Annotated in this window: 20 protein-coding genes; 9 read left to right on the top strand and 11 right to left on the bottom strand. The window is 62.6% G+C overall.

Annotation, left to right across the window (positions count from 1 at the left end):
- Nucleotides 1-5 precede the first annotated feature (5 nt).
- From M622_RS38770 to fdxA, 7 genes are all read right to left on the bottom strand, one after another.
- Nucleotides 6-1,163 (bottom strand): MFS transporter, encoded by a 1,158-nt coding sequence (locus M622_RS38770; protein WP_021251130.1) that lies wholly within the window; start codon nucleotides 1,161-1,163, stop codon nucleotides 6-8.
- Nucleotides 1,164-1,273: 110 nt separating this feature from the next.
- Nucleotides 1,274-2,404, bottom strand: coding sequence for a chorismate synthase (gene aroC / locus M622_RS38765; protein ID WP_021251129.1), 1,131 nt, complete (start codon nucleotides 2,402-2,404; stop codon nucleotides 1,274-1,276).
- A gap of 129 nt (nucleotides 2,405-2,533) precedes the next feature.
- Nucleotides 2,534-2,851, bottom strand: coding sequence for an acetolactate synthase small subunit (gene ilvN / locus M622_RS38760; RefSeq protein WP_021251128.1), 318 nt, complete (start codon nucleotides 2,849-2,851; stop codon nucleotides 2,534-2,536).
- Nucleotides 2,851-4,518, bottom strand: a complete 1,668-nt coding sequence (gene ilvB, locus M622_RS38755) for an acetolactate synthase large subunit (RefSeq protein ID WP_021251127.1) — start codon at nucleotides 4,516-4,518, stop codon at nucleotides 2,851-2,853. Before ilvB ends, ilvN begins: the two co-directional genes overlap by 1 nt.
- Nucleotides 4,519-4,797: 279 nt before the next feature.
- Nucleotides 4,798-6,477 (bottom strand): long-chain-fatty-acid--CoA ligase, encoded by a 1,680-nt coding sequence (locus M622_RS38750; protein WP_021251126.1) that lies wholly within the window; start codon nucleotides 6,475-6,477, stop codon nucleotides 4,798-4,800.
- Nucleotides 6,478-6,573: 96 nt separating this feature from the next.
- A complete protein-coding gene (locus M622_RS38745; protein WP_021251125.1) occupies nucleotides 6,574-7,026 on the bottom strand; it encodes a CBS domain-containing protein in 453 nt (150 codons plus the stop codon).
- Nucleotides 7,027-7,158: 132 nt separating this feature from the next.
- Nucleotides 7,159-7,482 (bottom strand): ferredoxin FdxA, encoded by a 324-nt coding sequence (gene fdxA, locus M622_RS38740; protein ID WP_021251124.1) that lies wholly within the window; start codon nucleotides 7,480-7,482, stop codon nucleotides 7,159-7,161.
- A gap of 291 nt (nucleotides 7,483-7,773) precedes the next feature.
- On the opposite strand from fdxA, the gene trxA reads away from it, so the two are divergent.
- A complete protein-coding gene (trxA, locus tag M622_RS38735; RefSeq protein WP_021251123.1) occupies nucleotides 7,774-8,100 on the top strand; it encodes a thioredoxin TrxA in 327 nt (108 codons plus the stop codon).
- On the top strand, nucleotides 8,084-9,538 hold the full coding sequence (gene rho / locus M622_RS38730; protein ID WP_031347635.1) for a transcription termination factor Rho: 1,455 nt from the start codon (nucleotides 8,084-8,086) through the stop codon (nucleotides 9,536-9,538). Before trxA ends, rho begins: the two co-directional genes overlap by 17 nt.
- Nucleotides 9,539-9,632: 94 nt before the next feature.
- On the opposite strand, the gene M622_RS38725 is transcribed toward rho, so the two are convergent.
- From M622_RS38725 to M622_RS38715, 3 genes are all read right to left on the bottom strand, one after another.
- Nucleotides 9,633-10,484 carry a 3-hydroxybutyryl-CoA dehydrogenase gene (locus M622_RS38725; protein ID WP_031347633.1) on the bottom strand — a complete coding sequence of 284 codons (852 nt, stop codon included), beginning with the start codon at nucleotides 10,482-10,484 and terminating at the stop codon, nucleotides 9,633-9,635.
- A gap of 167 nt (nucleotides 10,485-10,651) precedes the next feature.
- Entirely contained in the window at nucleotides 10,652-12,298 is a 1,647-nt protein-coding gene (locus M622_RS38720; protein ID WP_021251120.1) for a TRAP transporter large permease, read from the bottom strand.
- Nucleotides 12,295-12,921: a TRAP transporter small permease subunit gene (locus M622_RS38715; protein ID WP_021251119.1), complete on the bottom strand. Its 627-nt coding sequence runs from the start codon at nucleotides 12,919-12,921 to the stop codon at nucleotides 12,295-12,297. Before M622_RS38715 ends, M622_RS38720 begins: the two co-directional genes overlap by 4 nt.
- Before the next feature lie 128 nt (nucleotides 12,922-13,049).
- Here M622_RS38715 and M622_RS38710 point away from each other — a divergent pair, with 128 nt between their 5' ends.
- The 7 genes from M622_RS38710 to ribD all read left to right on the top strand — a co-directional run bounded on the left by M622_RS38710 (nucleotide 13,050) and on the right by ribD (nucleotide 20,470).
- Nucleotides 13,050-13,718, top strand: coding sequence for a histidine phosphatase family protein (locus tag M622_RS38710; RefSeq protein ID WP_031347631.1), 669 nt, complete (start codon nucleotides 13,050-13,052; stop codon nucleotides 13,716-13,718).
- Between the two features lie 131 nt (nucleotides 13,719-13,849).
- Nucleotides 13,850-14,932, top strand: a complete 1,083-nt coding sequence (locus tag M622_RS38705; protein ID WP_021251117.1) for a TRAP transporter substrate-binding protein — start codon at nucleotides 13,850-13,852, stop codon at nucleotides 14,930-14,932.
- Nucleotides 14,933-15,065: 133 nt separating this feature from the next.
- Nucleotides 15,066-15,656, top strand: coding sequence for a TRAP transporter small permease subunit (locus M622_RS38700; RefSeq protein WP_021251116.1), 591 nt, complete (start codon nucleotides 15,066-15,068; stop codon nucleotides 15,654-15,656).
- On the top strand, nucleotides 15,653-17,458 hold the full coding sequence (locus M622_RS38695) for a TRAP transporter large permease (RefSeq protein WP_021251115.1): 1,806 nt from the start codon (nucleotides 15,653-15,655) through the stop codon (nucleotides 17,456-17,458). The genes M622_RS38700 and M622_RS38695 overlap by 4 nt, the downstream gene beginning before the upstream one ends.
- A 103-nt stretch (nucleotides 17,459-17,561) precedes the next feature.
- Nucleotides 17,562-18,812: a serine hydroxymethyltransferase gene (gene glyA / locus M622_RS38690; RefSeq protein ID WP_021251114.1), complete on the top strand. Its 1,251-nt coding sequence runs from the start codon at nucleotides 17,562-17,564 to the stop codon at nucleotides 18,810-18,812.
- A gap of 70 nt (nucleotides 18,813-18,882) precedes the next feature.
- On the top strand, nucleotides 18,883-19,395 hold the full coding sequence (gene nrdR, locus M622_RS38685) for a transcriptional regulator NrdR (RefSeq protein WP_021251113.1): 513 nt from the start codon (nucleotides 18,883-18,885) through the stop codon (nucleotides 19,393-19,395).
- Entirely contained in the window at nucleotides 19,376-20,470 is a 1,095-nt protein-coding gene (gene ribD / locus M622_RS38680) for a bifunctional diaminohydroxyphosphoribosylaminopyrimidine deaminase/5-amino-6-(5-phosphoribosylamino)uracil reductase RibD (RefSeq protein ID WP_021251112.1), read from the top strand. Before nrdR ends, ribD begins: the two co-directional genes overlap by 20 nt.
- On the opposite strand, the gene M622_RS38675 is transcribed toward ribD, so the two are convergent.
- Nucleotides 20,467-21,240, bottom strand: a complete 774-nt coding sequence (locus tag M622_RS38675) for a HesA/MoeB/ThiF family protein (RefSeq protein WP_021251111.1) — start codon at nucleotides 21,238-21,240, stop codon at nucleotides 20,467-20,469. The genes ribD and M622_RS38675 overlap by 4 nt on opposite strands.
- Nucleotides 21,241-21,246: the final 6 nt, after the last annotated feature.

The raw sequence follows: 21,246 nt of genomic DNA, 5'->3' as shown, positions 1-21,246 counted from the left end.
GCTCCTCAAGAATTCACCGTTTCGGCGGGCGCAGACGCCGGCCAGCCGCGCACCAGGCAGACCAGTCCCGCCAGCGCAAAACCCGAGCCCAGGGTGAAAGTCCATTCCGGGCCCAGGCTGTCCCAGGTGTAGCCACTCAGCAGACCGCCCAGCATGCCTCCCGCGCCGAAGGACAAGCTGCCATACAGCGCCTGCCCTTTCGATTGGAGTCGCCCGGGAAACCAAAGGTTCACGACCGCGATCGCGGCCGCATGATAGGCACCAAAGGTCGCCCCATGCAGCAACTGGGCAAACAACAATACCGCCAGACTGTCGGCGCCCCAGCCGATCAACACGAAACGCAGCACCGCGCAGGCAAAGGAGAAGACAAGGATCGCGCGCAGGCTGAAGCGTCGCGTGAGGCGCGGCATCAGCATGAAGACCAGGATCTCCGCGGCGACGCCCAGCGTCCACATCCAGCCCACCAGCGCCTTGTCGTAGGCCTTGTCGACCAGATAGATGGAATAGAAGACATACAGCGCACCATGTGCCGCCGACATCAGGAAACAGGCTGCAAGCAAGGCTCTCACCTCGCGCCGGCGCAAGGTCTCGAGCATGCTTGACGGCTTGCGCTCAAGCGCGGGTGGAGCCGATTCGGGAAGGGTGAAGGAACAGGCGAGGATGCCGGCCAGGATGCTCGCGGTGACCCACAACACTGCCTCGATCGGGACGCTGTCCAGCGCCTGACCGAGTCCGAGCACAGCCACGATGAAACCGCAGGAGCCCCACACCCGGATGCTGCCATAGCGATGCGTGTCCGCGCCCAGATGCGAGAAGGTCAGACCTTCGATCAAGGGCAGCGCCGCACTCCAGAAAAAAGCCATCACGGCCATCGCCGCCAACAGGCCGCCGAACTGCGTGCTGAGAAAGAAGCCAGCAAATCCGACCAGACTCATCAGCGCCGACAGACGCAGGATCGTCACCCGCCCGCCAAAGCGCTCCACCAGCCAACCCCATAGGTTGGGTGCCAGGATGCGCATCAACTGCATCAGCGACATGAGCAGTGCGATCTCGGTCGCGGTCAGCGACATGGCCTGCAGATAGAGCGTGAAATAGGGTGAAAACGCCCCGACGAAGGCGAAATAGAAGAAGTAATAGGTCGACAGGCGCCAATAGGGGAGCATCGCGGACGCTCAATCCTTGCCCGGCGTGGGCACGATGCCAGCGCCTGCCGAGCGCCACGCCCTCACGCACCAGGCGCGCGCAGCCCTGCCCACCAAGCGGCGTGCCGCGCTCAGCGCGGCGAGGGCAAGCGCTGCTGCCCGTCCGGCGCCAGCGCTGCAATGCGCGGCGTTGTGGTGAGGACGTCGGCGCACTGCGCGCGATGGCGCAGAGCATGATCGATGAGCACCAGCGCCAGCATGGACTCGGCAATCGGCGCCGCGCGGATGCCGACGCAGGGATCATGGCGACCATGGGTATTGACGATCACTGGCGCGCCCTGGCGATCGATCGAGCGCCGGTCCAGACGCAGACTGGAGGTGGGCTTGATGGCGATGCTGGCGATGATGTCCTGCCCGGTGGAGATGCCGCCCAGCACGCCACCGGCGTTGTTGGACAAGAAGCCCTGGGGCGTGATCTCGTCGCCATGCTCGGTGCCGCGCTGCGCGACCGAGGCAAAGCCCGCGCCGATCTCGACCCCCTTCACGGCGTTGATACCCATCATCGCGTAGGCGATATCTGCGTCGATGCGGCCGTACACCGGCTCACCCCAGCCGACCGGCACGCCGCTTGCGACCACGTCGATGCGCGCACCGATGGAGTCACCCGACTTGCGCAGTTCGTCCATGTAGGTCTCGAGTTGCGGCACGATGTCGGCGTTGGGGGCAAAAAAGGGATTGCGATCGACCTCGTCCCAGCACACGAAGGGAATGTCGATCGGCCCCAGCGCGCTCATGCAGGCGCGGATCAGCACACCGTAGCGCTCCCGCAGCCATTTTTTTGCAATCGCGCCCGCCGCAACCCGCACCGCCGTTTCGCGCGCCGACGAGCGCCCGCCGCCGCGCGGGTCGCGGATGCCGTACTTCTGCCAGTAGGAATAGTCGGCATGCCCCGGACGGAAGGTCTCGGCGATGTTGCCGTAGTCCTTGCTGCGCTGATCCTGATTGCGGATCAGCAGACCGATCGGCGTACCGGTGGTGAAACCCTCGAACACGCCGGAGAGGATCTCGACCTCGTCCGGTTCGCGCCGCTGCGTCACATGGCGCGAGGTTCCGGGCTTGCGACGGTCGAGCTCGATCTGGATGTCGGCTGCCGTCAGCGCCAGCCCCGGCGGACAACCATCGACCACGCAGCCGATGGCAGGACCATGCGACTCGCCGAAGGACGTGACGGTGAAGAGGGTGCCGAGAGTGTTACCGGACATGGCTTGCCTGCCTGATCAATGATGAACGTGCGAACTCAGCGGCCGCGCGTGAACGAAAAAGGGATGGGGCGCGAGTCTAGCATGCACGCCCCATCCCCTTCGACCGCAGCGCAGCGGGCGCCACGGCGCTCAGCGGAAGAAGTCCTCCAGGCGCTCAAACACCTCGTGCTCGGCGCCATGTCGGCGCACGCCGAGCACATCCTCGAGCTTCTCGAGCTGGCGAATCATCTGCTCCAGGCGGGAATCCTCGCACACCAGCAGCCAGATGCGCGAGCGCGTGCCGTCAGCTACCGGCATGCACAGAATGCCTTCGACGTTGAAGGCGCGACGCGCAAAGAGGTTGCAGATGTGACTCATCACGCCGGGGTGGTTATTCACACTCAGCTCGAGAATGACCTTGGTGCAAGCGATTTGCGGCAAGGGGTCGGCAACTTGTTCCATCATCATCAGCCTCCGATCATTTCAGTGTTGGCGCCGCCCGGCGGCACCATGGGATAGACGAATTGTTCGCGATCGATGGTCGCGTGGATCAGGCAGGGTCCAGGCGTATTGAGCGCCTCAGTCAGGGCTGCACACAGATCCTCGGCCTTGTCGAGGTCAAGTGCCGGCACACCGAAGCCCTCGGCGATCTTGACGAAATCAGGTTCGGTACGGTACTTCGAGGCAAACCGCCGCTTGCCATAGAACAGACTCTGCTGCTGGTACACCAGTCCGAGCGCGTTGTTGTTCATCAACACGATCTTCACGTTGAGGCCTTCTTCGGCCAGCGTGGCGAGCTCCTGGATGTTCATCTTGAAGCTACCGTCGCCGGTGAAACACACCACCGTGCGCTCCGGTTCGGCGAGCGCGGCACCGATGGCGGTCGGAAAGCCGAAACCCATCGTCCCCAGACCACCCGAGGTCAGCCACTGGCGCGAACGACGGAAGGGGTAGGCCTGCGCAACCCACATCTGATGCTGGCCGACGTCGGTGGCGATCACCGCCTCATCGTCAAGCGCATCGGCCACTGCCTTGATCAGACCGTAGTGGCTGCGCGGATTGTCCACATCGGGAAACAGCATCGGACAACGCTGCTTGAGCTCGGCGACCTGCGCCAGCCAGTCAGTGCGCAGGGTCACCTTGACGCGCGGCAACAAGGCCTCGAGCGCGGTGGACACATCGGCATTGACGGCGACGTGAGCGTTCTTGATCTTGTGCAGCTCGGAGCGGTCGATGTCGATGTGGATGATTTTTGCATTGGGGCAGAACTGCGCAGTACGCCCGATCGCACGGTCATCGAAGCGTGCGCCCACGCAGATCAGGAGGTCGGCCTCTTCGAGCACGAGATTGGTGTAGCGCGCACCGTGCATGCCGAGCATGCCGACCGACAGGGGGTGGTCCATCGGCATCGTGCCCAGCGCCATCAGCGTCATTGTGGTCGGCAAGCTGCTCTGCTCGGCCAGATGCACGGCCAATGCAGCGGCGCCGGAATGCACCACACCACCGCCAAGGTAGAGCACCGGGCGCTGGGCAGCGTTGATCATCTGTGCCGCAGCCTCGATGGCATCCATGTCCAGCTTCGGCCCGGCATCGGGCACGGCTGGCGACGGCAGCTCGTCGAAGTCGACAAGCTGGTTCTGAACATCCTTGGGCACATCGATCAGCACCGGACCGGGGCGACCCGACATGGCGATGCGGAAGGCCTCGGGCACCACGGTGAGCAGCTCCTGCGCGGAGCGCACAAGGAAGTTGTGCTTGGTGATCGGCACCGTGATGCCGTAGATGTCCACCTCCTGGAAGGCATCGGTGCCGATCATCGACAGCGGCACCTGGCCAGTGATGATGACCATCGGAATCGAGTCCAGTGAGGCGTCGGCGATCGCGGTGACGAGGTTGGTCGCGCCCGGGCCGCTGGATGCGATGCACACCTGCGGCACGCCGGACACGCGCGCCATGCCCTGGGCCATGAAGCCCGCGCCCTGCTCGTGGCGCGCCAGCACGTGGCGAATCAGCTCGCTGCCCGAGAGGGCGTCGTAAAAAGGCAGGATGGCGCCACCGGGAATACCGGCAATGGTACGCACACCCTGGCGTTCGAGGAGACGCACAAGCAATTGTGCGCCGGTGAGTTGAGTCATGATGCTCTCCTTGGTTTTGACTTCAGCGGCATCACCGGCGCGGTTCCAGAATGCAAAACCCCCGCCGGGCTTGCGCGCCGACGGGGGTTTGGAATCCTGCAGTTCGAGTGTTCTGTCCCGTTACGACGCGCGCATGCCTACGCCTACTACGCGTACGATTACAGCAAGAAGGAAACGGGCGACAGAGTTCATGATTGCTCGAAATGAATTACGAATTGGATTTGACAATAAAAACTCGATCGACGCAAGCGCGCGTGCAGCTTTTTTGCACCCGGACCGCTACGCCTCCTGCGCTGTCGCCTCGTCACGCAGCTGACGGCGCAAGATCTTGCCCACGTTGCTCTTTGGCAACTCATCGCGGAACTCGATGCGACGCGGCACCTTGTAAGCGGTCAGGTTCTCGTGACAATAGGCGAGCAGCGCCGCCTCGGTCAGCTGCGGATCCTTGCGCACCACGAACACCTTGACCGCCTCGCCACTGCGCTCATCCGGCACGCCGATCGCCGCCACTTCGATCACCCCGGGATGGCTGGCGACGACGTCCTCGACCTCGTTCGGATAGACGTTGAAACCCGACACCAGAATCATGTCCTTCTTGCGATCGACAATCGAGACGAAGCCCTTGTCGTCAATCACGGCGATATCGCCGGTGCGCAGGAAACCATCGGGCGTGAAGGCGCGCGCGGTGTCATCCGGGCGCTGCCAGTAAGCGCGCATGACCTGCGGTCCACGCACGCAAAGCTCGCCGCGCTGGCCGATTTCCTGTTCGACGTCGGCATCGTCACGGATGCTGACCTCGGTCGAAGGCACGGGCAAGCCGATGGAATGATTGAATTCGGGCAGATCGAGCGGGTTGATCGTGACCGCAGGCGAGGTTTCGGTCAGACCATAGGCCTCGACCAGCGCAACCCCGGTGACCTTGCGCCATTTTTCCGCCACTGCCTTCTGCACTGCCATGCCACCACCCAGCGCGACATGCAGATGGGAGAAATCGAGCTTGTGAAAATCAGGATTGTTCAGCAGCGCATTGAACAAGGTGTTCACGCCGGTGATCGCGGTGAACTTGTGCTTGCCCAGCTCCTTCACGAAACCCGGGATATCACGCGGGTTGGTGATGAGGACGTTGGCGGCCCCGATCTTGAAAAAGGTGAGGCAGTTCGCCGTCAGCGAAAAGATGTGATAAAGCGGGAGCGCGGTGATCACGACCTCCTCGCCCTCTTGCAGGAAGGGGCGAATCCAGGCGTGGGCCTGCTGCAGATTCGCAATGATGTTGCGATGGGTCAGGATCGCCCCCTTCGCCACCCCGGTGGTACCGCCGGTGTACTGTATGAAGGCGATGTCCTCATGCCCGACCTCAACCGCCTGCAGGCGATGGGCCGCACCGCGCGACAAGGCATCAGAAAAGCTCACTGCACCGTCGAGCTGCCAGTCAGGCACCATTTTCTTGATCCGGCGCACAACGAAATTGACCAGCAAGGACTTTGGAAACCCCAGCATCTCGCCAAGGCTGGTCACCACGATGTGCTTGACCGCGACGCGAGCACGCACCTGATCGAGGGTATGGGCGAAGTTCTCGACAATGACCACCACCTCGGCACCGGCATCACTCAACTGGTGCTCGAGCTCACGCGCGGTGTAGAGCGGATTGACGTTGACCACCGTGTAGCCGGCACGCAGCGCGCCGAACAAGGCCACGGGATACTGGAGCAGGTTCGGCATCATGAGCGCAACCCGCGTACCCACGGGCAGCTTCAACTCGCCCTGCAGATAGCTCGCGAACTGCGCCGACAGACGGTCGAGTTCAGCATAGGTCATGCTCTTGCCCATGCAGACATAAGCGGTGCGCGAGGCAAATCGGCGCACCCCGCGCTCGAACAGATCACCGATCGAGCGGAATTCATCCACGTCGATTTCGGCAGGCACGCCAGCGGGATAGCTCTGCAGCCAGATCTTGTCCACGTCATTTCCTCCCTGGGTTGGAAAAACGTCTACCGACTCTCACTTGACCAGCGCCCTCATCACAAGACTTCTTGCCGTCTCATGCAGCGCCCCGCTTCAGCGCCCTTCCTCTTCCTGCGCCGGCCAGTTGCGGATGTAGTTCTTCAACATCCGGTTCTCGAAGCTCTGCTCCTCTAGCACCGCCTTGGCCACGTCGTGAAAACTGACCACACCGAGCAAGGTGCGCCCATCCATGACCGGCAAGTAACGCTGGTGATGTTCGACCATCATGCGTCGCAACTCGTCCATTTCCATGTTGGGCGACGCCACCTGCGGGTTACGGATCATCACATCGTCGATGGCCAGCGTCTGCCAGTCCGAGCCCGTGCGCTGAACCCCTTGCAGCACCTCACGAAAGGTGAGCATGCCGACCATCTCGCCACGGGAAAACACGACAAGCGAGCCCACATCCTGCTCGTTCATGATTTCAACCGCTTCGGCGACATGCTTGTTGGGCGAAATGGTGAACAGCACCTTACCCTTGATTGCGAGAATTTCGCTGACCAGCATGTTGCTCTCCTGCCTTGATCGTGTTTTTCACTTGCGTTGTCGCCCATCGCGCCGACGCTGCCGTACCCGCGCCACCCCATCTTAGTGGATAGGGCAAGGACCGGGAAGGTGCGCCGTTCAAGCCCTGAATGCTCAGCGCAACAATTCGCCCAGCTTGCTCTTCACCTTTGCCCACTCCTCGGCATCGGCCAAGGCCTCCTTGCGCTCGACGATCGGCTTCCATTGCATGGATAGCTCGGCGTTCAGAGCGATGAAGTGCTGCTGGTCGGTTGGCACATCATCTTCGGCGTAAATCGCCTCCACCGGACACTCGGCCACGCACAAGGTGCAGTCGATACACTCTTCCGGATCGATGACGAGGAAGTTCGGTCCCTCGCGAAAGCAGTCCACCGGACACACGTCAACACAGTCGGTGTACTTGCAGCGGATACAGGATTCAGTTACCACATAGGCCATTGTTTTCTCTCCAGCCGGGTTCATCCTCGCCGATGGGCGAGTGCATGTGGACAGCAATATAGTGCAGACGTTTGCGTTTTTGCCACGATGTGCACGCGGACAGCGTTTTCGCCGCACTGATTCTCTTGACGTGCGCTGCGTCATGGCATAAGTTTCCATGGAATTCTTCAGAGAAGGTCATCTGCCTCTCTTCAAGGCGCACGGCCCCGTCCGCCTTGTCCCTCCCTACCCGTAGCACCCAACGAGGCAGCTTTGCCTCGCCAATCTCCGCCACCCCTGATGTGAGGAATCATGAGCGAGCATATTCACTATGTGACCGACGGCAACTTCGACGTCGAAGTACTGCAGTGCCAGACTCCTGTGCTGGTCGACTACTGGGCTGAATGGTGCGGGCCGTGCAAGATGATCGCGCCCATCCTGGACGATGTCGCCAAGGACTATGCCGGCAAACTCAAGGTCGCCAAGCTCAATATCGACGAAAATCAGGACACTCCCGCCAAGTTCGGCATCCGCGGCATTCCGACGCTGATGCTGTTCAAGGGTGGTAACGTAGAAGCGACCAAGGTGGGCGCCCTTTCAAAATCTCAACTGACGGCTTTCATTGACAGCAACATCTAAGCCGGACCAAGCTCCGGCCCGTTCTCGCGGTGCTTCGCGCGCTCGTCGCCGCGGCGCGCGCAACCGCGACGGTAATTCCCCCCAGAATCCGCAGACCGAAGACGATCTGTTCGACGTTGAAAACTCCGGCGAGGAAGTCTCTTCCGCTCCCCGTGATGCCAACGTTCCAGCCCTTCACCTTTCCGAACTCAAGGCCCTGCACGTCAGCGAACTGCTGCAGATGGCGCTCGAGACCGGCGTTGAAGGCGCAAACAGGCTGCGCAAGCAGGAACTCGTTTTCGCACTGCTGAAGAATCGCGCGCGCAAGGGCGAACCTATTTGTGGCGATGGCGCACTTGAAGTGCTGCCTGACGGCTTCGGTTTCCTGCGTTCCCCAGACACCTCGTATCTCGCGGGCACCGACGACATTTACGTGTCGCCGTCGCAGATCCGACGCTACAACCTGCGCACGGGCGACACCATCGAGGGCGAGATCCGCACGCCCAAGGATGGCGAGCGCTACTTCGCCCTGACCAAGCTCGACAAGATCAACGGTCGGCCGCCGGACGAATGCAAGACCAAGATCCTGTTCGAGAACCTGACGCCTCTGCATCCGCAGGAAGTCTTCAAGCTCGAACGCGAGATCCGCGGTGAAGAGAACATCACCAGTCGCATCATCGACATGATTGCGCCGATCGGCAAAGGTCAGCGTGGCCTGCTCGTCGCACCGCCCAAGAGCGGCAAGACGGTGATGCTGCAGCACATCGCGCATGCGATCGCGACCAATCACCCCGATGCTGCCCTGATCGTGCTGCTGATCGATGAGCGCCCGGAAGAAGTGACGGAAATGCAACGCTCGGTGAAGGGCGAGGTCGTCGCCTCCACCTTCGATGAACCCGCCACCCGCCACGTCCAGGTCGCCGAGATGGTGATCGAAAAGGCCAAGCGCCTGACCGAGCACAAACGTGACGTGGTCATCCTGCTCGACTCCCTGACCCGTCTCGCGCGCGCCTACAACACCGTGGTGCCGGCGTCGGGCAAGGTGCTGACCGGGGGCGTGGATGCCAACGCCCTGCAAAAGCCCAAACGCTTCTTCGGCGCAGCGCGCAACATCGAGGAAGGCGGCTCGCTGACCATCATCGCCACCGCGCTGATCGACACCGGCAGCCGCATGGACGATGTGATCTACGAGGAATTCAAGGGCACCGGCAACATGGAGCTCCACCTCGACCGACGCATGGCAGAAAAGCGCGTCTATCCGGCGATCAACGTCAATCGCTCCGGCACCCGGCGCGAGGAACTGCTGCTCAAGTCCGACGTATTGCAGAAGGTGTGGATCCTGCGCAAGCTGCTTTACGGCATGGATGACATCGATGCGATGGAATTCCTGCTCGACAAGGTCAAGGCCACCAAGAGCAACGCCGAATTCTTCGACGCCATGCGTACCGGTCGCGGCTGAGCAGAAGATCGGGATATCTGAAACACAAACGCCACCCTCGCAGGTGGCGTTTTTTTCTGCGCCCGGTAGCGGCGCAGGTACGACTGAGTTGACCTCAGCTATAGTCGAAGAAGCCCTTGCCCGACTTGCGACCCAGGTAGCCTGCCTCAACCATCTCCACCAACAGCGGTGCTGGGCGGTATTTCGGGTCCTTGAAGCCGTCGAACAGCACCTGCATCACGGCCAGTTCCACATCGAGCCCGATCAGATCGCACAGCGCGAGCGGACCGATCGGATGATTGCAGCCCAGCTTCATGGCCTCATCGATTTCTGCCGCTGTCGCCAAGCCCTCGCCGAGGGCAAAGATTGCCTCGTTGATCATCGGGCAGAGCATGCGATTGACCACAAAGCCCGGATGGTTGCGAACCTTCACCGCCGTCTTGCCCACTGCCTTCGCAATCTCTTCCGCCCTGGCGTAGGTGGCTGCGCTGGTCTGCAGACCGCTGATCAATTCCACCAGGGCCATGATCGGCACCGGATTGAAGAAGTGCATGCCGATGACCTGGCTCGGTCGCTTCGTGGCCGCAGCGAGCTTGGTGATCGAGATCGAGGAAGTGTTGCTGGCGAGGATTGCATCGGGCTTCATCGCCGCATCGAGATCAGCAAAGATCTTGAGCTTGAGCGCGAGGTCCTCGGTCGCCGCCTCGATCACCAGATCGCTGTCGCTCAGCGCTGACGTGTCGGTAGCGGTCGAGATGCGGGCCATGGCGGCATCTTTCTGCGCGGCCGTCATCCTGTCTCTCTTGATCAGTCGGTCCAGGCTTGCACCGATCGTCGCCAGCCCGCGCTGCACCTGCGCTTCGCTGACGTCCATCATCACCACGTCCTGGCCTGCGACGGCAAACGCCTGGGCGATGCCGTTGCCCATCGTTCCAGCACCCACTACACCGATCTTGCCAATAGTCATCGCGCTCGTTCTCCGCATGGAATTTGGTCGACACAGCGATTGTCAGGCATCGAAGCCCATACCGCTGCGTATGGTCCACGACTTTAGCGGATAAATCGCCAGGGTGCCAGCATCGTGACGAGCGCGACCGAAACGAGCGCTCGGCGATGCCAGCAACGACCCTGTCGCTAATTGCCCTGCAACTGGCGCATCAGATCGCTGGCACCATGGTCTTCCGGCGCGGCCGCGCCACCGCCACCGTGCAGCAACTGGTCGAGATTGAGCTCCTGCTGCACGCCGGGCTTCACATGCCCCCCATCATGCGAGACCAAGCCCGGAAACATGATGATCAGCCCCACCGCAAGCAGCTGGATGATGACGAAAGGCACGGCCCCCCAATAGATCGAGGCAGTCTTCACCTTCTCCGACGCGACCGAGCGCAGGAAGAACAAGGCGAACCCGAACGGCGGATGCAGGAAGGAGGTCTGCATGTTGACCGCCAGCAGCACACCGAACCAGATCAGATCGATGCCGAGCTTGTCCGCAACCGGCGCCAGCAAGGGGACGATGATGAAGGCAAGCTCGAAGTAATCGAGGAAGAAGGCAAGGATGAACACAAGGATGTTCACCGCGATCAGGAAGCCCGTCTGCCCCCCCGGCAAGGAGGTCATCAGATGCTCGACCCAGAGATCTCCGTCCACCCCGCGAAAGGTCAGACTGAACACGCTCGAGCCGATCAGGATGAAGATCACGAAGCAGGACAGCTTGGTGGTCGAGTCCATCGCCTGCTTGAGCAGCGGGAGCGACAGGCGCGCACGCAACAAGGCCATCAACAGCGCACCGCTCGCGCCCATGGCCCCGCCTTCGGTCGGCGTGGCGACACCGATGAAGATGGTGCCAAGCACAAGGAAGATCAACCCCAGCGGTGGGATCAGCACGAAGGTGATGCGCTCTGCCATGCGCGACAGCAGCCCGAGGCCAAGGATGCGATTGAGAATCGCGATGACGAAGGCGATGCCGATGCCGACCATTGACGACACCACCACCAGCTTATCGCGCGGCGCGTCCGCACTGTAGACCCGGTTGGCAAACAGCCACGCGCCGGCGACCGCGATGGCGAACAACCAGGCCAGCGAACGCAGCCCGCTCGCGCCGCTGTCCTCCCTCAGCGTGCGCGCCTCGAGCGGCATCGCTGGCGCCAACGCGGGGCGGAAAATCGCCACCAGCCCGACATAGCCCAGGTACATGCCGGTCAGGATCAGGCCGGGCAGCAGCGCACCCTGGTACATGTCGCCCACCGAACGCCCGAGCTGATCGGCCATCACGATCAGCACCAGCGAGGGCGGAACGATCTGCGCCAGCGTACCGGAGGCCGCGATGACGCCGGTTGCCAGGCGATGGTCGTAACCGTAACGCAACATGATGGGCAAGGAGATCAGCCCCATCGAGATCACCGACGCCGCCACCACGCCGGTGGTGGCCGCCAGCAGCGCGCCGACAAAAACCACCGCGAAAGCCAGACCGCCACGAACCGGACCGAACAACTGCCCGATGGTATCGAGCAGGTCTTCGGCCATGCCGCTGCGCTCGAGTATCAGGCCCATGAAGGTGAAGAAGGGCACGGCAAGCAGTGTGTCATTGGCCATGATGCCGAAGATGCGCTCGGGCAGGGCCTGGAACAGGGCGCCGTGCAGCAGACCGAGTTCGATACCGATGAGTCCGAACAGGATGCCGTTGGCGGCCAGGGAAAAAGCAACCGGAAAGCCGCACAGCAGGAACACGACCAGCGACGCGAACATCAGCGGCGCCATGTTGGCGATCAGGAACTCCGTCATTTCACGACGCCCCCGCTCCCGCCCCCTTCCTTGCCTCCAAGCTTGTCCTGAGCCTTGATCGCGGCCATCAGCTCCTCGGCTGCAGCGACTGCCGCACCGCGTTTGAGCAAGGGATTGGGCCCATGGCCGGAGAGGAAGGCGATGCGCTTGATGAGCTCCGACAGGGCCTGGAGCAGCAACAGCCCCAGACCGAGCGGCAGCATCATCTTCACCGGCCAACGGATGAGGCCGCCCGAGTTCTGCGACATTTCACCCGATTGCAGCGAATTCATCACGATCGGCCATGACAGCCACAGGATCAGCGCCGCCATCGGCATCAGAAAGAGGATGATGCCGACGATGTCGACGATGTTCTGCATGCGCGGCGACAGGCGGCTGGTCAGAACGTCGATGCGCACATGTTCGTTGCGCAGAAAGGTGTAGCCTGCGGCGAGCATGAAGATCGCGGCAAACAGGTACCACTGGATTTCGAGCAGGGCGTTGGAGCTTGTGTTAAACAGCTTGCGGACGAGCGCATTGCCGGCACTGATCAGGACCGCAATCAGCACCAGCCACATGACACTACGGCCGACCCGCTCGTTGATCCAGTCAATCAAGCGGGAAATACGCAGCAAAAAGGGCACGGAGAACTCCAGAAACCGTACCGTGACCTTAACGGCCGAAGACGCATGAAAAGGCGCGACGGTACCTCAGCAAATCCGGATTATTCCACAGCATGCCACTGCCGCGTGCAGTGGCTCTGCCAGAATCGATGAAAACGACACAGCCAACAGTCCACGCCGCGCGCTGCACGATCTGCCTCGTACGCCACGGCGAGACCGCCTGGAACGCAGAGCGCCGACTCCAGGGCCATATCGACATCCCGCTCAATGACAGGGGGCTTGCCCAGGCCGAAAACACTGCGCGCCACCTTGAGCTCCAGGGGCAACGCTTTGACGCCCTGTACTGCAGCGATCTGCAGCGCGCGCGCCAGACCGCCACCGCGCTCATGCGCAGGCAAGGACTGGTCGCGACCCACGACCTACGCCTGCGTGAGCGTCACTATGGTCTCTTTCAGGGCCTGACCCACGCCGAAGCCGAGCGCCTGCACCCCGAGCTCTATCACCGCTTCAGGCAGCGCGAGTTCGAGCTCGCCTTTCCAGAACAGGGGGAAAGCCTGGCCGCATTCTCCCGGCGGGTGCATGAGGCAATGCACGAAATCGCACGCCGGCATGCGGGCGAGCGGGTTCTGGTGGTCACCCATGGCGGCGTGCTCGACATCGTGCATCGCCTGGTCACGGGCGGATCAATGGCCGCCGCGCGCAGAGTGGCGATCCCGAACGCTGCACTGAACTGGATCGAGCACACTGCCGGGCAATGGCAGTTGCTCGCCTGGGCCGATGAAACCCATCTGCGCGACGCACTTGACGAACTCCCGTAGGCCTGAATCCGGGCGCGAATATGACAAATACGGCGAGCATTAGGGTTATCCGTGGATTACGAGCACGGATCAATGCTTCCTATAATTCAATTCAACGATTCGATTCCACCCGCACGCAACGAGGAGACACCATGGAACGTCGCAAATTTCTGCACGGCGCCGGCATCGCCGGCATTCTGGCTGCAGGCACCGCCCCAGCCATCGTCCACGCCCAGCAGCAGATTCGCTGGCGCCTGGCCTCGAGCTTCCCGAAGTCGCTCGATACCGTATTTGGCGCGAGCGAGGCCTTTGCCAAACATGTAGCGGACGCCACCGGCGGCAAGTTCGTCATCTCGGTTCACCCCGGCGGCGAGCTCGTTCCCGCTTTTGGCGTGGTCGACGCCGTCCAGCAAGGCACCGTCGAATGCGCACACACTGCGCCCTACTATTTCTTCGGCAAGGACGAAACCTTCGCCTTCGACTGCACCATTCCCTTCGGCATGACCTCGCGCGCAATGACCGCGTGGATGTACGAAGGCAACGGCCTGAAGCTGCTGCGTGAGTTCTACGCCCAGTACAACATCGTGAACTTCCCCTGCGGCAACACCGGCGCCCAGATGGGCGGCTGGTACCGCAAGGAAATCAATTCGGTGAAGGACATCGACGGCCTCAAGTTCCGCGTCGGGGGCTTTGGTGGGCGCGTGCTGGCCAAGCTCGGCGCCGTACCGCAGAACATCCCGGCCGGTGACATCTACCAGGCACTGGAAAAAGGCACGATCGATGCCGCGGAATGGATCGGCCCCTACGATGACCTGAAACTGGGTCTGCACAAGGTCGCCAAGAACTATTACTACCCGGCGTGGTGGGAAGGCAGCACGCAGTTCTCGCTCTACATCAACGACAAACAGTGGAGCAGCCTGTCACCCGAGTATCAGGCCATCGTTTCGCAGGCGGCGGCCGCGGCTCACGTGGGTTGCCAGGCGCGCTACGATGCCCGCAACCCGAGCGCACTCAAGCAGTTGATCGCCGAAGGGGCCAAGCTCTCGCGCTTCCCGAAGGACTTCATGGACGCCGCCTTCAAGGCTTCGCGCGAGGTCTATGCCGAGCTCAACGACAAGAACCCGAACTGGAAGAAGATCTACCCCGATTTCAGTCGCTTCCTGGCCGAGCAGGTCCAGTGGGAGTCGGTCGCAGAGAGCAACTACTCGCAGTATCTGGCCTCACAGAAGCTGTAACACCCTGACCATCGAGAGCCACGCGCCGGCTCTCGATGGTCTTCCCGTTTCCGCAGCGCAAAAATTCTCGCAGCCGAGCGCGCCACACGCCCAGCTCGGCATTTTTGTGCTCGAAAGGTTCCAGGTCATTCCTATGGACACCCTCCTCCGCCTCTCAGGCGTCATCGATGCCGTGAGCCGACTCTTTGGCAAATTCATCATCTGGCTGGTGCTCGCCGCCACCGTGATCAGCGCTGGAAACGCCATTGCGCGCAAGGCATTCAACCTCGGCTCCAACGCCTTCCTCGAGATCCAGTGGTACCTGTTTGGCGCTGTATTCCTGCTCGGCGCGGGCTTCACCTTCCTGCAGAACGCCCATGTGCGCATCGACGTCGTCGCCTCCAGGCTGTCGATGCGCACGCGCATGTTCATCGACATCGTCGGCATCCTCGTCTTCCTGCTGCCCTTGTGCTGGTTCATGATCGACTTTGCCTGGCCCATCGTCAAAGGCGCCTACATTTCGGGCGAGATGTCTTCCAACTCCGGCGGACTGATCCGTTGGCCAGTCTATGCCCTGGTGCCCGCAGGCTTCGCGCTGCTTGGACTGCAGGCCGTTTCCGAACTGATCAAGCGCATCGCCTTCCTGCACGGCAAGGGACCGAACCCGTTGCTGCTGGGCGGACATGACGACCAGGCCGCAGCAGTGGCTGCGCACACGGACAGCACGGTGGAGGAGCCGAAATGACAGAGCTCTTTGCCGCCCATGTCCCCGAACTCATGTTCGGGTCGCTGATCCTGTTCCTGCTCACCGGCTTCCCGGTGGCGTTCTCGCTCGCCTCCTGCGGCCTGCTGTTCGGTTTCCTGGGCATGGAGTTCGGTCTTTTGCCGGCCAGCCTGTTCCAGGCCCTGCCCTTGCGCGTATTCGGCATCATCCAGAACGAGACCCTGCTCGCCATTCCCTTCTTCACCCTGATGGGGCTGATCCTCGAGCGCAGCGGCATGGCCGAAGACCTGCTCGACACGGTGGGCCAGGTGTTCGGACCCATTCGCGGCGGTCTGGCCCTTGCCGTGCTCTTCGTCGGTGCGCTGCTGGCTGCCACCACCGGCGTCGTCGCCGCCTCGGTGATCTCGATGGGGCTCATTTCGCTGCCCATCATGCTGCGCTTCGGCTATAGCCCGGCGGTGGCATCCGGCGCCATCACTGCCTCGGGCACGCTGGCACAGATCCTCCCGCCCTCATTGGTGCTGATCGTGATGGCGGACCAACTCGGCCGCAGCGTGGGCGACCTCTACAAGGGCGCCTTCATCCCGGCGTTCGCGCTCGTTGCACTCTATGCCCTGTTCATCATCGGGCTGGCGATCTTCAAGCCAAAGCTGGTCCCGGCCCTGCCACCCGAAGCCCGTCACTACCGCGAACCGAACGGCCACTCCGGGATGCGCTCGCTGCTCGTGTTCGGCGCCCTGGTCACGACCGTGTCGGTGGTCTTCGGTCTGAACTACAGCGAGATCCTGAGCGCATTCAAGGGCGAGGAGATCTCGGCACCGCTGGATGAAACCATCGTCCTTGCGCTCACCTGCGGCACCCTGCTCGCCTTCTTCGGCGCCCTCATCAACAAGGCCCTGGGGTTTGGCCTGCTGTCGCGCATCACCGAACGCGTCACCTTCGTGCTCATCCCGCCACTGGCGCTGATCTTTCTTGTGCTCGGCACGATTTTCCTCGGCATCGCCACGCCGACCGAAGGCGGCGCAATGGGCGCGATCGGCGGCATGGCCATGGCTTTTGCACGCGGCAAACTCGACCTGCCCCTGCTCCGCAATGCACTTGAATCCACCGCACGCCTGTCCTGCTTCGTGCTCTTCATCCTCATCGGCTCGACCATCTTCAGCTTCACCTTCACCGCGGTCGATGGCCAGATCTGGGTCGAACACCTGTTCGACAAACTCCCGGGCGGCCAGATCGGCTTTCTGGTGTTCGTGAACGTGGTGATCTTCTTCCTGGGCTTCTTCATCGACTTCTTCGAGATCGCCTTCATCCTCGTGCCGCTGCTGGCGCCGGTGGCCGACAAGCTGGGCATCGACCTGGTGTGGTTCGGCGTGCTGCTGGCAATGAACCTGCAGACCTCCTTCCTCACGCCGCCTTTCGGCTTCGCGCTGTTCTATCTGCGCAGCGTCGCGCCCGCGAAGGACTATCTCGATCGCATCACGGGGAAGAATGTCGCGAGCGTGAAGACCATGGACATCTATCGCGGCTCCATCCCCTTCGTGATCATCCAGATCGCGATGGTCGCAGCGCTCATCGCCTTCCCCGGACTGGTGACATCCGGTCTCGACAAGGCGGTCAAGGTCGATCTGGACACCATCGAGATCAATGTCCAGAGCGGCGACGACGGTGGCTGGGGGCAGCAAGAGGACGCCTGGGGCGGTGGCAGCCCTCGGCCGGAGGGTGACCCAGCGCTCGACAGCAAGCGCCCGCAAGATGGCGAAACTCCGCCCGACAGTGGAGACGGAGGCAGCACTGGCTTCGGCAACACGCAGCGTGGATGGTAGGACCGAGCGCAGCAGCGCCGCTCCTGGCGCGCCGCCTATTCAGGCGCGCCTGCATGCTAGAATCCATCGCCGTAGCCTCATCTCCCTTTCAGGTACGCTCGCAATGTTCTCTTCCCAAGACTCTCTCGCCAAAGTTGATCCCGAACTGTGGTCCGCCATCCAGGCCGAAAACAAGCGCCAGGAAGACCACATCGAACTGATCGCCTCCGAAAACTACGTCTCCCACGCGGTAATGGAAGCCCAGGGCACCCAGCTCACCAACAAGTACGCTGAGGGCTACCCGGGAAAACGCTATTACGGCGGTTGCGAGCATGTCGATATTGCCGAACAACTGGCCATCGAACGCCTGAAGACACTGTTTGGCGCTGAAGCGGCCAACGTGCAGCCGAACTCCGGATCGCAGGCCAATCAGGCGGTGCTGATGGCTTTCGCCAAGCCGGGCGACACCATCATGGGCATGAGCCTGGCCGAAGGCGGCCACCTCACCCATGGCATGCCGCTGAACATGTCGGGCAAGTGGTTCAACGTCGTCGCCTACGGCTTGAACGACAAGGAAGAGATCGACTACGACCAGATGGAAGCGCTGGCGCGCGAGCACAAGCCGAAGATCCTCATCGCCGGCGCCTCTGCTTACTCGCTGCGCATCGACTTCGAGCGCTTCGCCAAGGTCGCGAAGGAAATCGGCGCCATCTTCTGGGTGGATATGGCGCATTATGCCGGCCTCATCGCTGCGGGCTTCTATCCCAACCCGGTGCCGCACGCCGACGTTGTCACCTCCACCACCCACAAGACCCTGCGCGGCCCACGCGGCGGCATTATCCTGATGAAGGCCGAACACGAGAAGGCGCTGAATTCAGCCATCTTCCCTGGCCTGCAGGGCGGCCCGCTGATGCACGTCATCGCCGCCAAGGCAGTCGCCTTCAAGGAAGCGGCCAGCCCTGAATTCCGCAACTATCAGGAGCAGGTGATCGCCAACGCCCGGGTGATGGCGCGTGTGCTGTCCGCCGAGCGCGGCCTGCGCATCATTTCCGGGCGCACCGAGAGCCACCTCTTCCTCGTCGATCTGCGCCCCAAGAACATCACCGGCAAGGCGGCCGAGGTGGCGCTGGGCAACGCCCACATCACCGCAAACAAGAACTCGATCCCGAACGATCCGGAAAAGCCCTTCCTCACTTCAGGCATTCGTATCGGCTCGCCGGCGATGACCACCCGCGGCTTCACCGAGATCGAAGCCGAGAAGGTTGCTCACCTCATCGCCGACGTGCTCGACGCCCCTGAAGATCAAGCGGTGATCGAGCGCGTACGCGGCGAAGTGTCCGAGTTGTGTGCTCGCTTCCCGGTGTACGGCAAGTAAGGCGACGCGCCGGGGGTGTCAGTCCGCTTCCACGTGACCGACACCTCCGGACCGCTTCCGTCCTCCCGCCATGAAATGCCCTTTCTGCGCTGACCCGAACACGCAGGTCACCGACACGCGCGAAAATGAAGATGGCGACGTCGTCAGGCGGCGGCGGCGCTGCGTGAAATGCGACAAGCGCTTCACCACCTATGAGCGCATCGATCTCAAGATGCCTCACATCGTCAAGCGCAACGGTAATCGTACCGAATTCGACCACAACAAGCTCGCGGGCAGCTTGAAGCTCGCGCTGCGCAAGCGTCCGGTGACGATCGAGGCCATAGACGCCGCCGTCGACCGCATCGAGGCGCGCCTGCTGTCCCTGGGCGAACCCGAGATTCCCAGCGCGCAGATCGGTGAAATGGTGATGAAGGAGCTCAAGAAGCTCGACAAGGTCGCCTACATCCGCTTCGCCTCGGTGTACCGCAACTTCACCGACGTGGACGAGTTTTCCGAAGTCATCCGCGAGGTACAGACCCGCCCCCGCCGCAACAAGGCCGAAAAGCCCGGCCAGGACCCCGAACATGACCTTTTCGGCAGCTGATCATGCTGCCATGGCGCGCGCACTGCAGCTTGCCGCGCAAGGGCTGAACACGACCTCGCCCAATCCGCGCGTGGGCTGTGTGCTCGTGCGTGACGGAGCGGTCGCCAGCGAAGGCTGGCATCACCGTGCAGGCGAGCCCCACGCCGAAATCCACGCCCTGCGCCAGGCGGGAGCGGGCGCACGCGGCGCCACCGCCTATGTGACGCTGGAACCGTGCTCGCATTTTGGCCTTACCCCGCCCTGCGCGGATGCGCTGATCGCAGCTGGCGTGGCGCGTGTCGTCGCCGCGATGGAAGACCCCAACCCGCTCGTCGCCGGACGTGGCATGGCGCGGCTGCGCGCGGCCGGCATCATCACCGAACATGGTCTGCTGGAAAGCGAGGCGCGCGAACTGAACATCGGCTTCGCCTCACGCATGACCCGAGGCCGCCCCTGGTTACGACTCAAGCTCGCCGCCACCCTCGACGGCAAGACTGCACTGGAAAATGGTGTCAGCCAGTGGATCACGGGGCCGGAGGCGCGCCGCGACGGCCACGTCTGGCGCGCGCGCGCGTGCGCGATCCTGACCGGCATCGGCACGGTGAAAGCCGATGACCCCCAGCTCAATGTGCGCGAGCTCCCTTGCGAGCGACAGCCCCTGCGCATCCTGCTGGACGCAAGACTCGAGGTGTCGGACAGCGCTCGCATCATGCAGGGTGATCCAATCCTGATCGCCACCGCGAGTACCGACACGGAGCGCATTGCCCGCCTGTCGGCTGCAGGGCACCGCGTGCTCGTGTTGCCCAATGCCGCCGGCAAGGTTGACCTTCAAGGCCTGATGAGCACGCTCGGCAGCCTTGGGCTCAATGAGGTGCATGCCGAGGCCGGCTTCAAACTGAACGGCTCGCTGCTGCGCGCAGGCTGCGTGGACGAGCTGCTGCTCTATCTGGCGCCGATGCTGGTCGGCGACGCAGCGAACGGCCTGTTCAATCTCGCACCACTGGCCCGACTGGAAGACGCGACCCGGCTGGACATACACGACCTGCGCCAGGTGGGACGCGACATCCGCATCCTTGCACGCTGCATCAGCGCCTAGAGCGCCACGCCACTTCCCTCACCCCGGCCGCCGCACACTGCACAGCCCGAGTCACGGCCAAAGGCGACGCTGCGCCACTCCATCGCCAGGCCGTCCAGCAGCAACAGCCGCCCAGCCAGCGGCGTACCGCAATTGAGGATGAGCTTGAGCGCTTCTGCCGCCTGGGTAGTGCCGACCATGCCCACGATCGGCGCAAACACGCCCATCACTGCGCAGCGCACTTCTTCGATGTCCTCGCCTTCCGGAAACAGGCAGTGATAGCAGGCCGCGTCAGGCGCACGCAGATCGAACACCGACACCTGGCCATCGAAACGGATGGCCGCCCCCGACACCAGCGGCTTGCGATGCTTCACGCAGGCACGGTTGATCGCGTGGCGGGTGGCAAAATTGTCGCAACAATCGAGCACGAGGTCTGCCGCTGCCACGTGCTGATCCATCGCAGCGCCCTCGAGACGCATCTGCAGAGGAATGATATTGGCGAGCGGGTTGATGCGGTGCAGGCTGATGCGCGCCGACTCGACCTTGGGCAGGCCGACCGTATCCGCCGAGTGCAGGATCTGACGCTGGAGATTGGTCAGGTCCACGGTGTCGTCATCGGCAATCACGATCGTGCCGACGCCCGCCGAGCTCAGATACATGGCCACCGGAGAGCCCAGCCCGCCGGCACCGATGATGAGCACCCTGGCGCCAAGAATGGCCTCCTGCCCCTCCACGCCGATCTCGGGCAACAGGATGTGGCGGCTGTAGCGCAGCAGCTGGTCGTCGTTCATGAGGTC

It is taken from the genome of Thauera terpenica 58Eu (assembly GCF_000443165.1).
Classification (GTDB): Bacteria; Pseudomonadota; Gammaproteobacteria; order Burkholderiales; family Rhodocyclaceae; genus Thauera; species Thauera terpenica.
The sequence above is the reverse complement of the archived record's forward strand: the minus strand, read 5'-3'. Positions and strand labels throughout refer to the sequence as shown.

Bases quoted from the DNA above. Each gene is read 5' to 3' on its own strand.
- fdxA (WP_021251124.1), bottom strand. From the start codon at position 7,482: ATGGCCTATGTGGTAACTGAATCCTGTATCCGCTGCAAGTACACCGAC.
- M622_RS38725 (WP_031347633.1), bottom strand. From the start codon at position 10,484: ATGACTATTGGCAAGATCGGTGTAGTGGGTGCTGGAACGATGGGCAAC.
- aroC (WP_021251129.1), bottom strand. From the start codon at position 2,404: ATGTCCGGTAACACTCTCGGCACCCTCTTCACCGTCACGTCCTTCGGC.
- trxA (WP_021251123.1), top strand. From the start codon at position 7,774: ATGAGCGAGCATATTCACTATGTGACCGACGGCAACTTCGACGTCGAA.
- M622_RS38720 (WP_021251120.1), bottom strand. From the start codon at position 12,298: ATGACGGAGTTCCTGATCGCCAACATGGCGCCGCTGATGTTCGCGTCG.
- M622_RS38745 (WP_021251125.1), bottom strand. From the start codon at position 7,026: ATGCTGGTCAGCGAAATTCTCGCAATCAAGGGTAAGGTGCTGTTCACC.
- M622_RS38770 (WP_021251130.1), bottom strand. From the start codon at position 1,163: ATGCTCCCCTATTGGCGCCTGTCGACCTATTACTTCTTCTATTTCGCC.
- ribD (WP_021251112.1), top strand. From the start codon at position 19,376: ATGACCTTTTCGGCAGCTGATCATGCTGCCATGGCGCGCGCACTGCAG.
- M622_RS38700 (WP_021251116.1), top strand. From the start codon at position 15,066: ATGGACACCCTCCTCCGCCTCTCAGGCGTCATCGATGCCGTGAGCCGA.
- glyA (WP_021251114.1), top strand. From the start codon at position 17,562: ATGTTCTCTTCCCAAGACTCTCTCGCCAAAGTTGATCCCGAACTGTGG.
- nrdR (WP_021251113.1), top strand. From the start codon at position 18,883: ATGAAATGCCCTTTCTGCGCTGACCCGAACACGCAGGTCACCGACACG.
- M622_RS38705 (WP_021251117.1), top strand. From the start codon at position 13,850: ATGGAACGTCGCAAATTTCTGCACGGCGCCGGCATCGCCGGCATTCTG.
- ilvB (WP_021251127.1), bottom strand. From the start codon at position 4,518: ATGACTCAACTCACCGGCGCACAATTGCTTGTGCGTCTCCTCGAACGC.
- M622_RS38710 (WP_031347631.1), top strand. From the start codon at position 13,050: ATGAAAACGACACAGCCAACAGTCCACGCCGCGCGCTGCACGATCTGC.
- ilvN (WP_021251128.1), bottom strand. From the start codon at position 2,851: ATGATGATGGAACAAGTTGCCGACCCCTTGCCGCAAATCGCTTGCACC.
- M622_RS38695 (WP_021251115.1), top strand. From the start codon at position 15,653: ATGACAGAGCTCTTTGCCGCCCATGTCCCCGAACTCATGTTCGGGTCG.
- M622_RS38675 (WP_021251111.1), bottom strand. From the start codon at position 21,240: ATGAACGACGACCAGCTGCTGCGCTACAGCCGCCACATCCTGTTGCCC.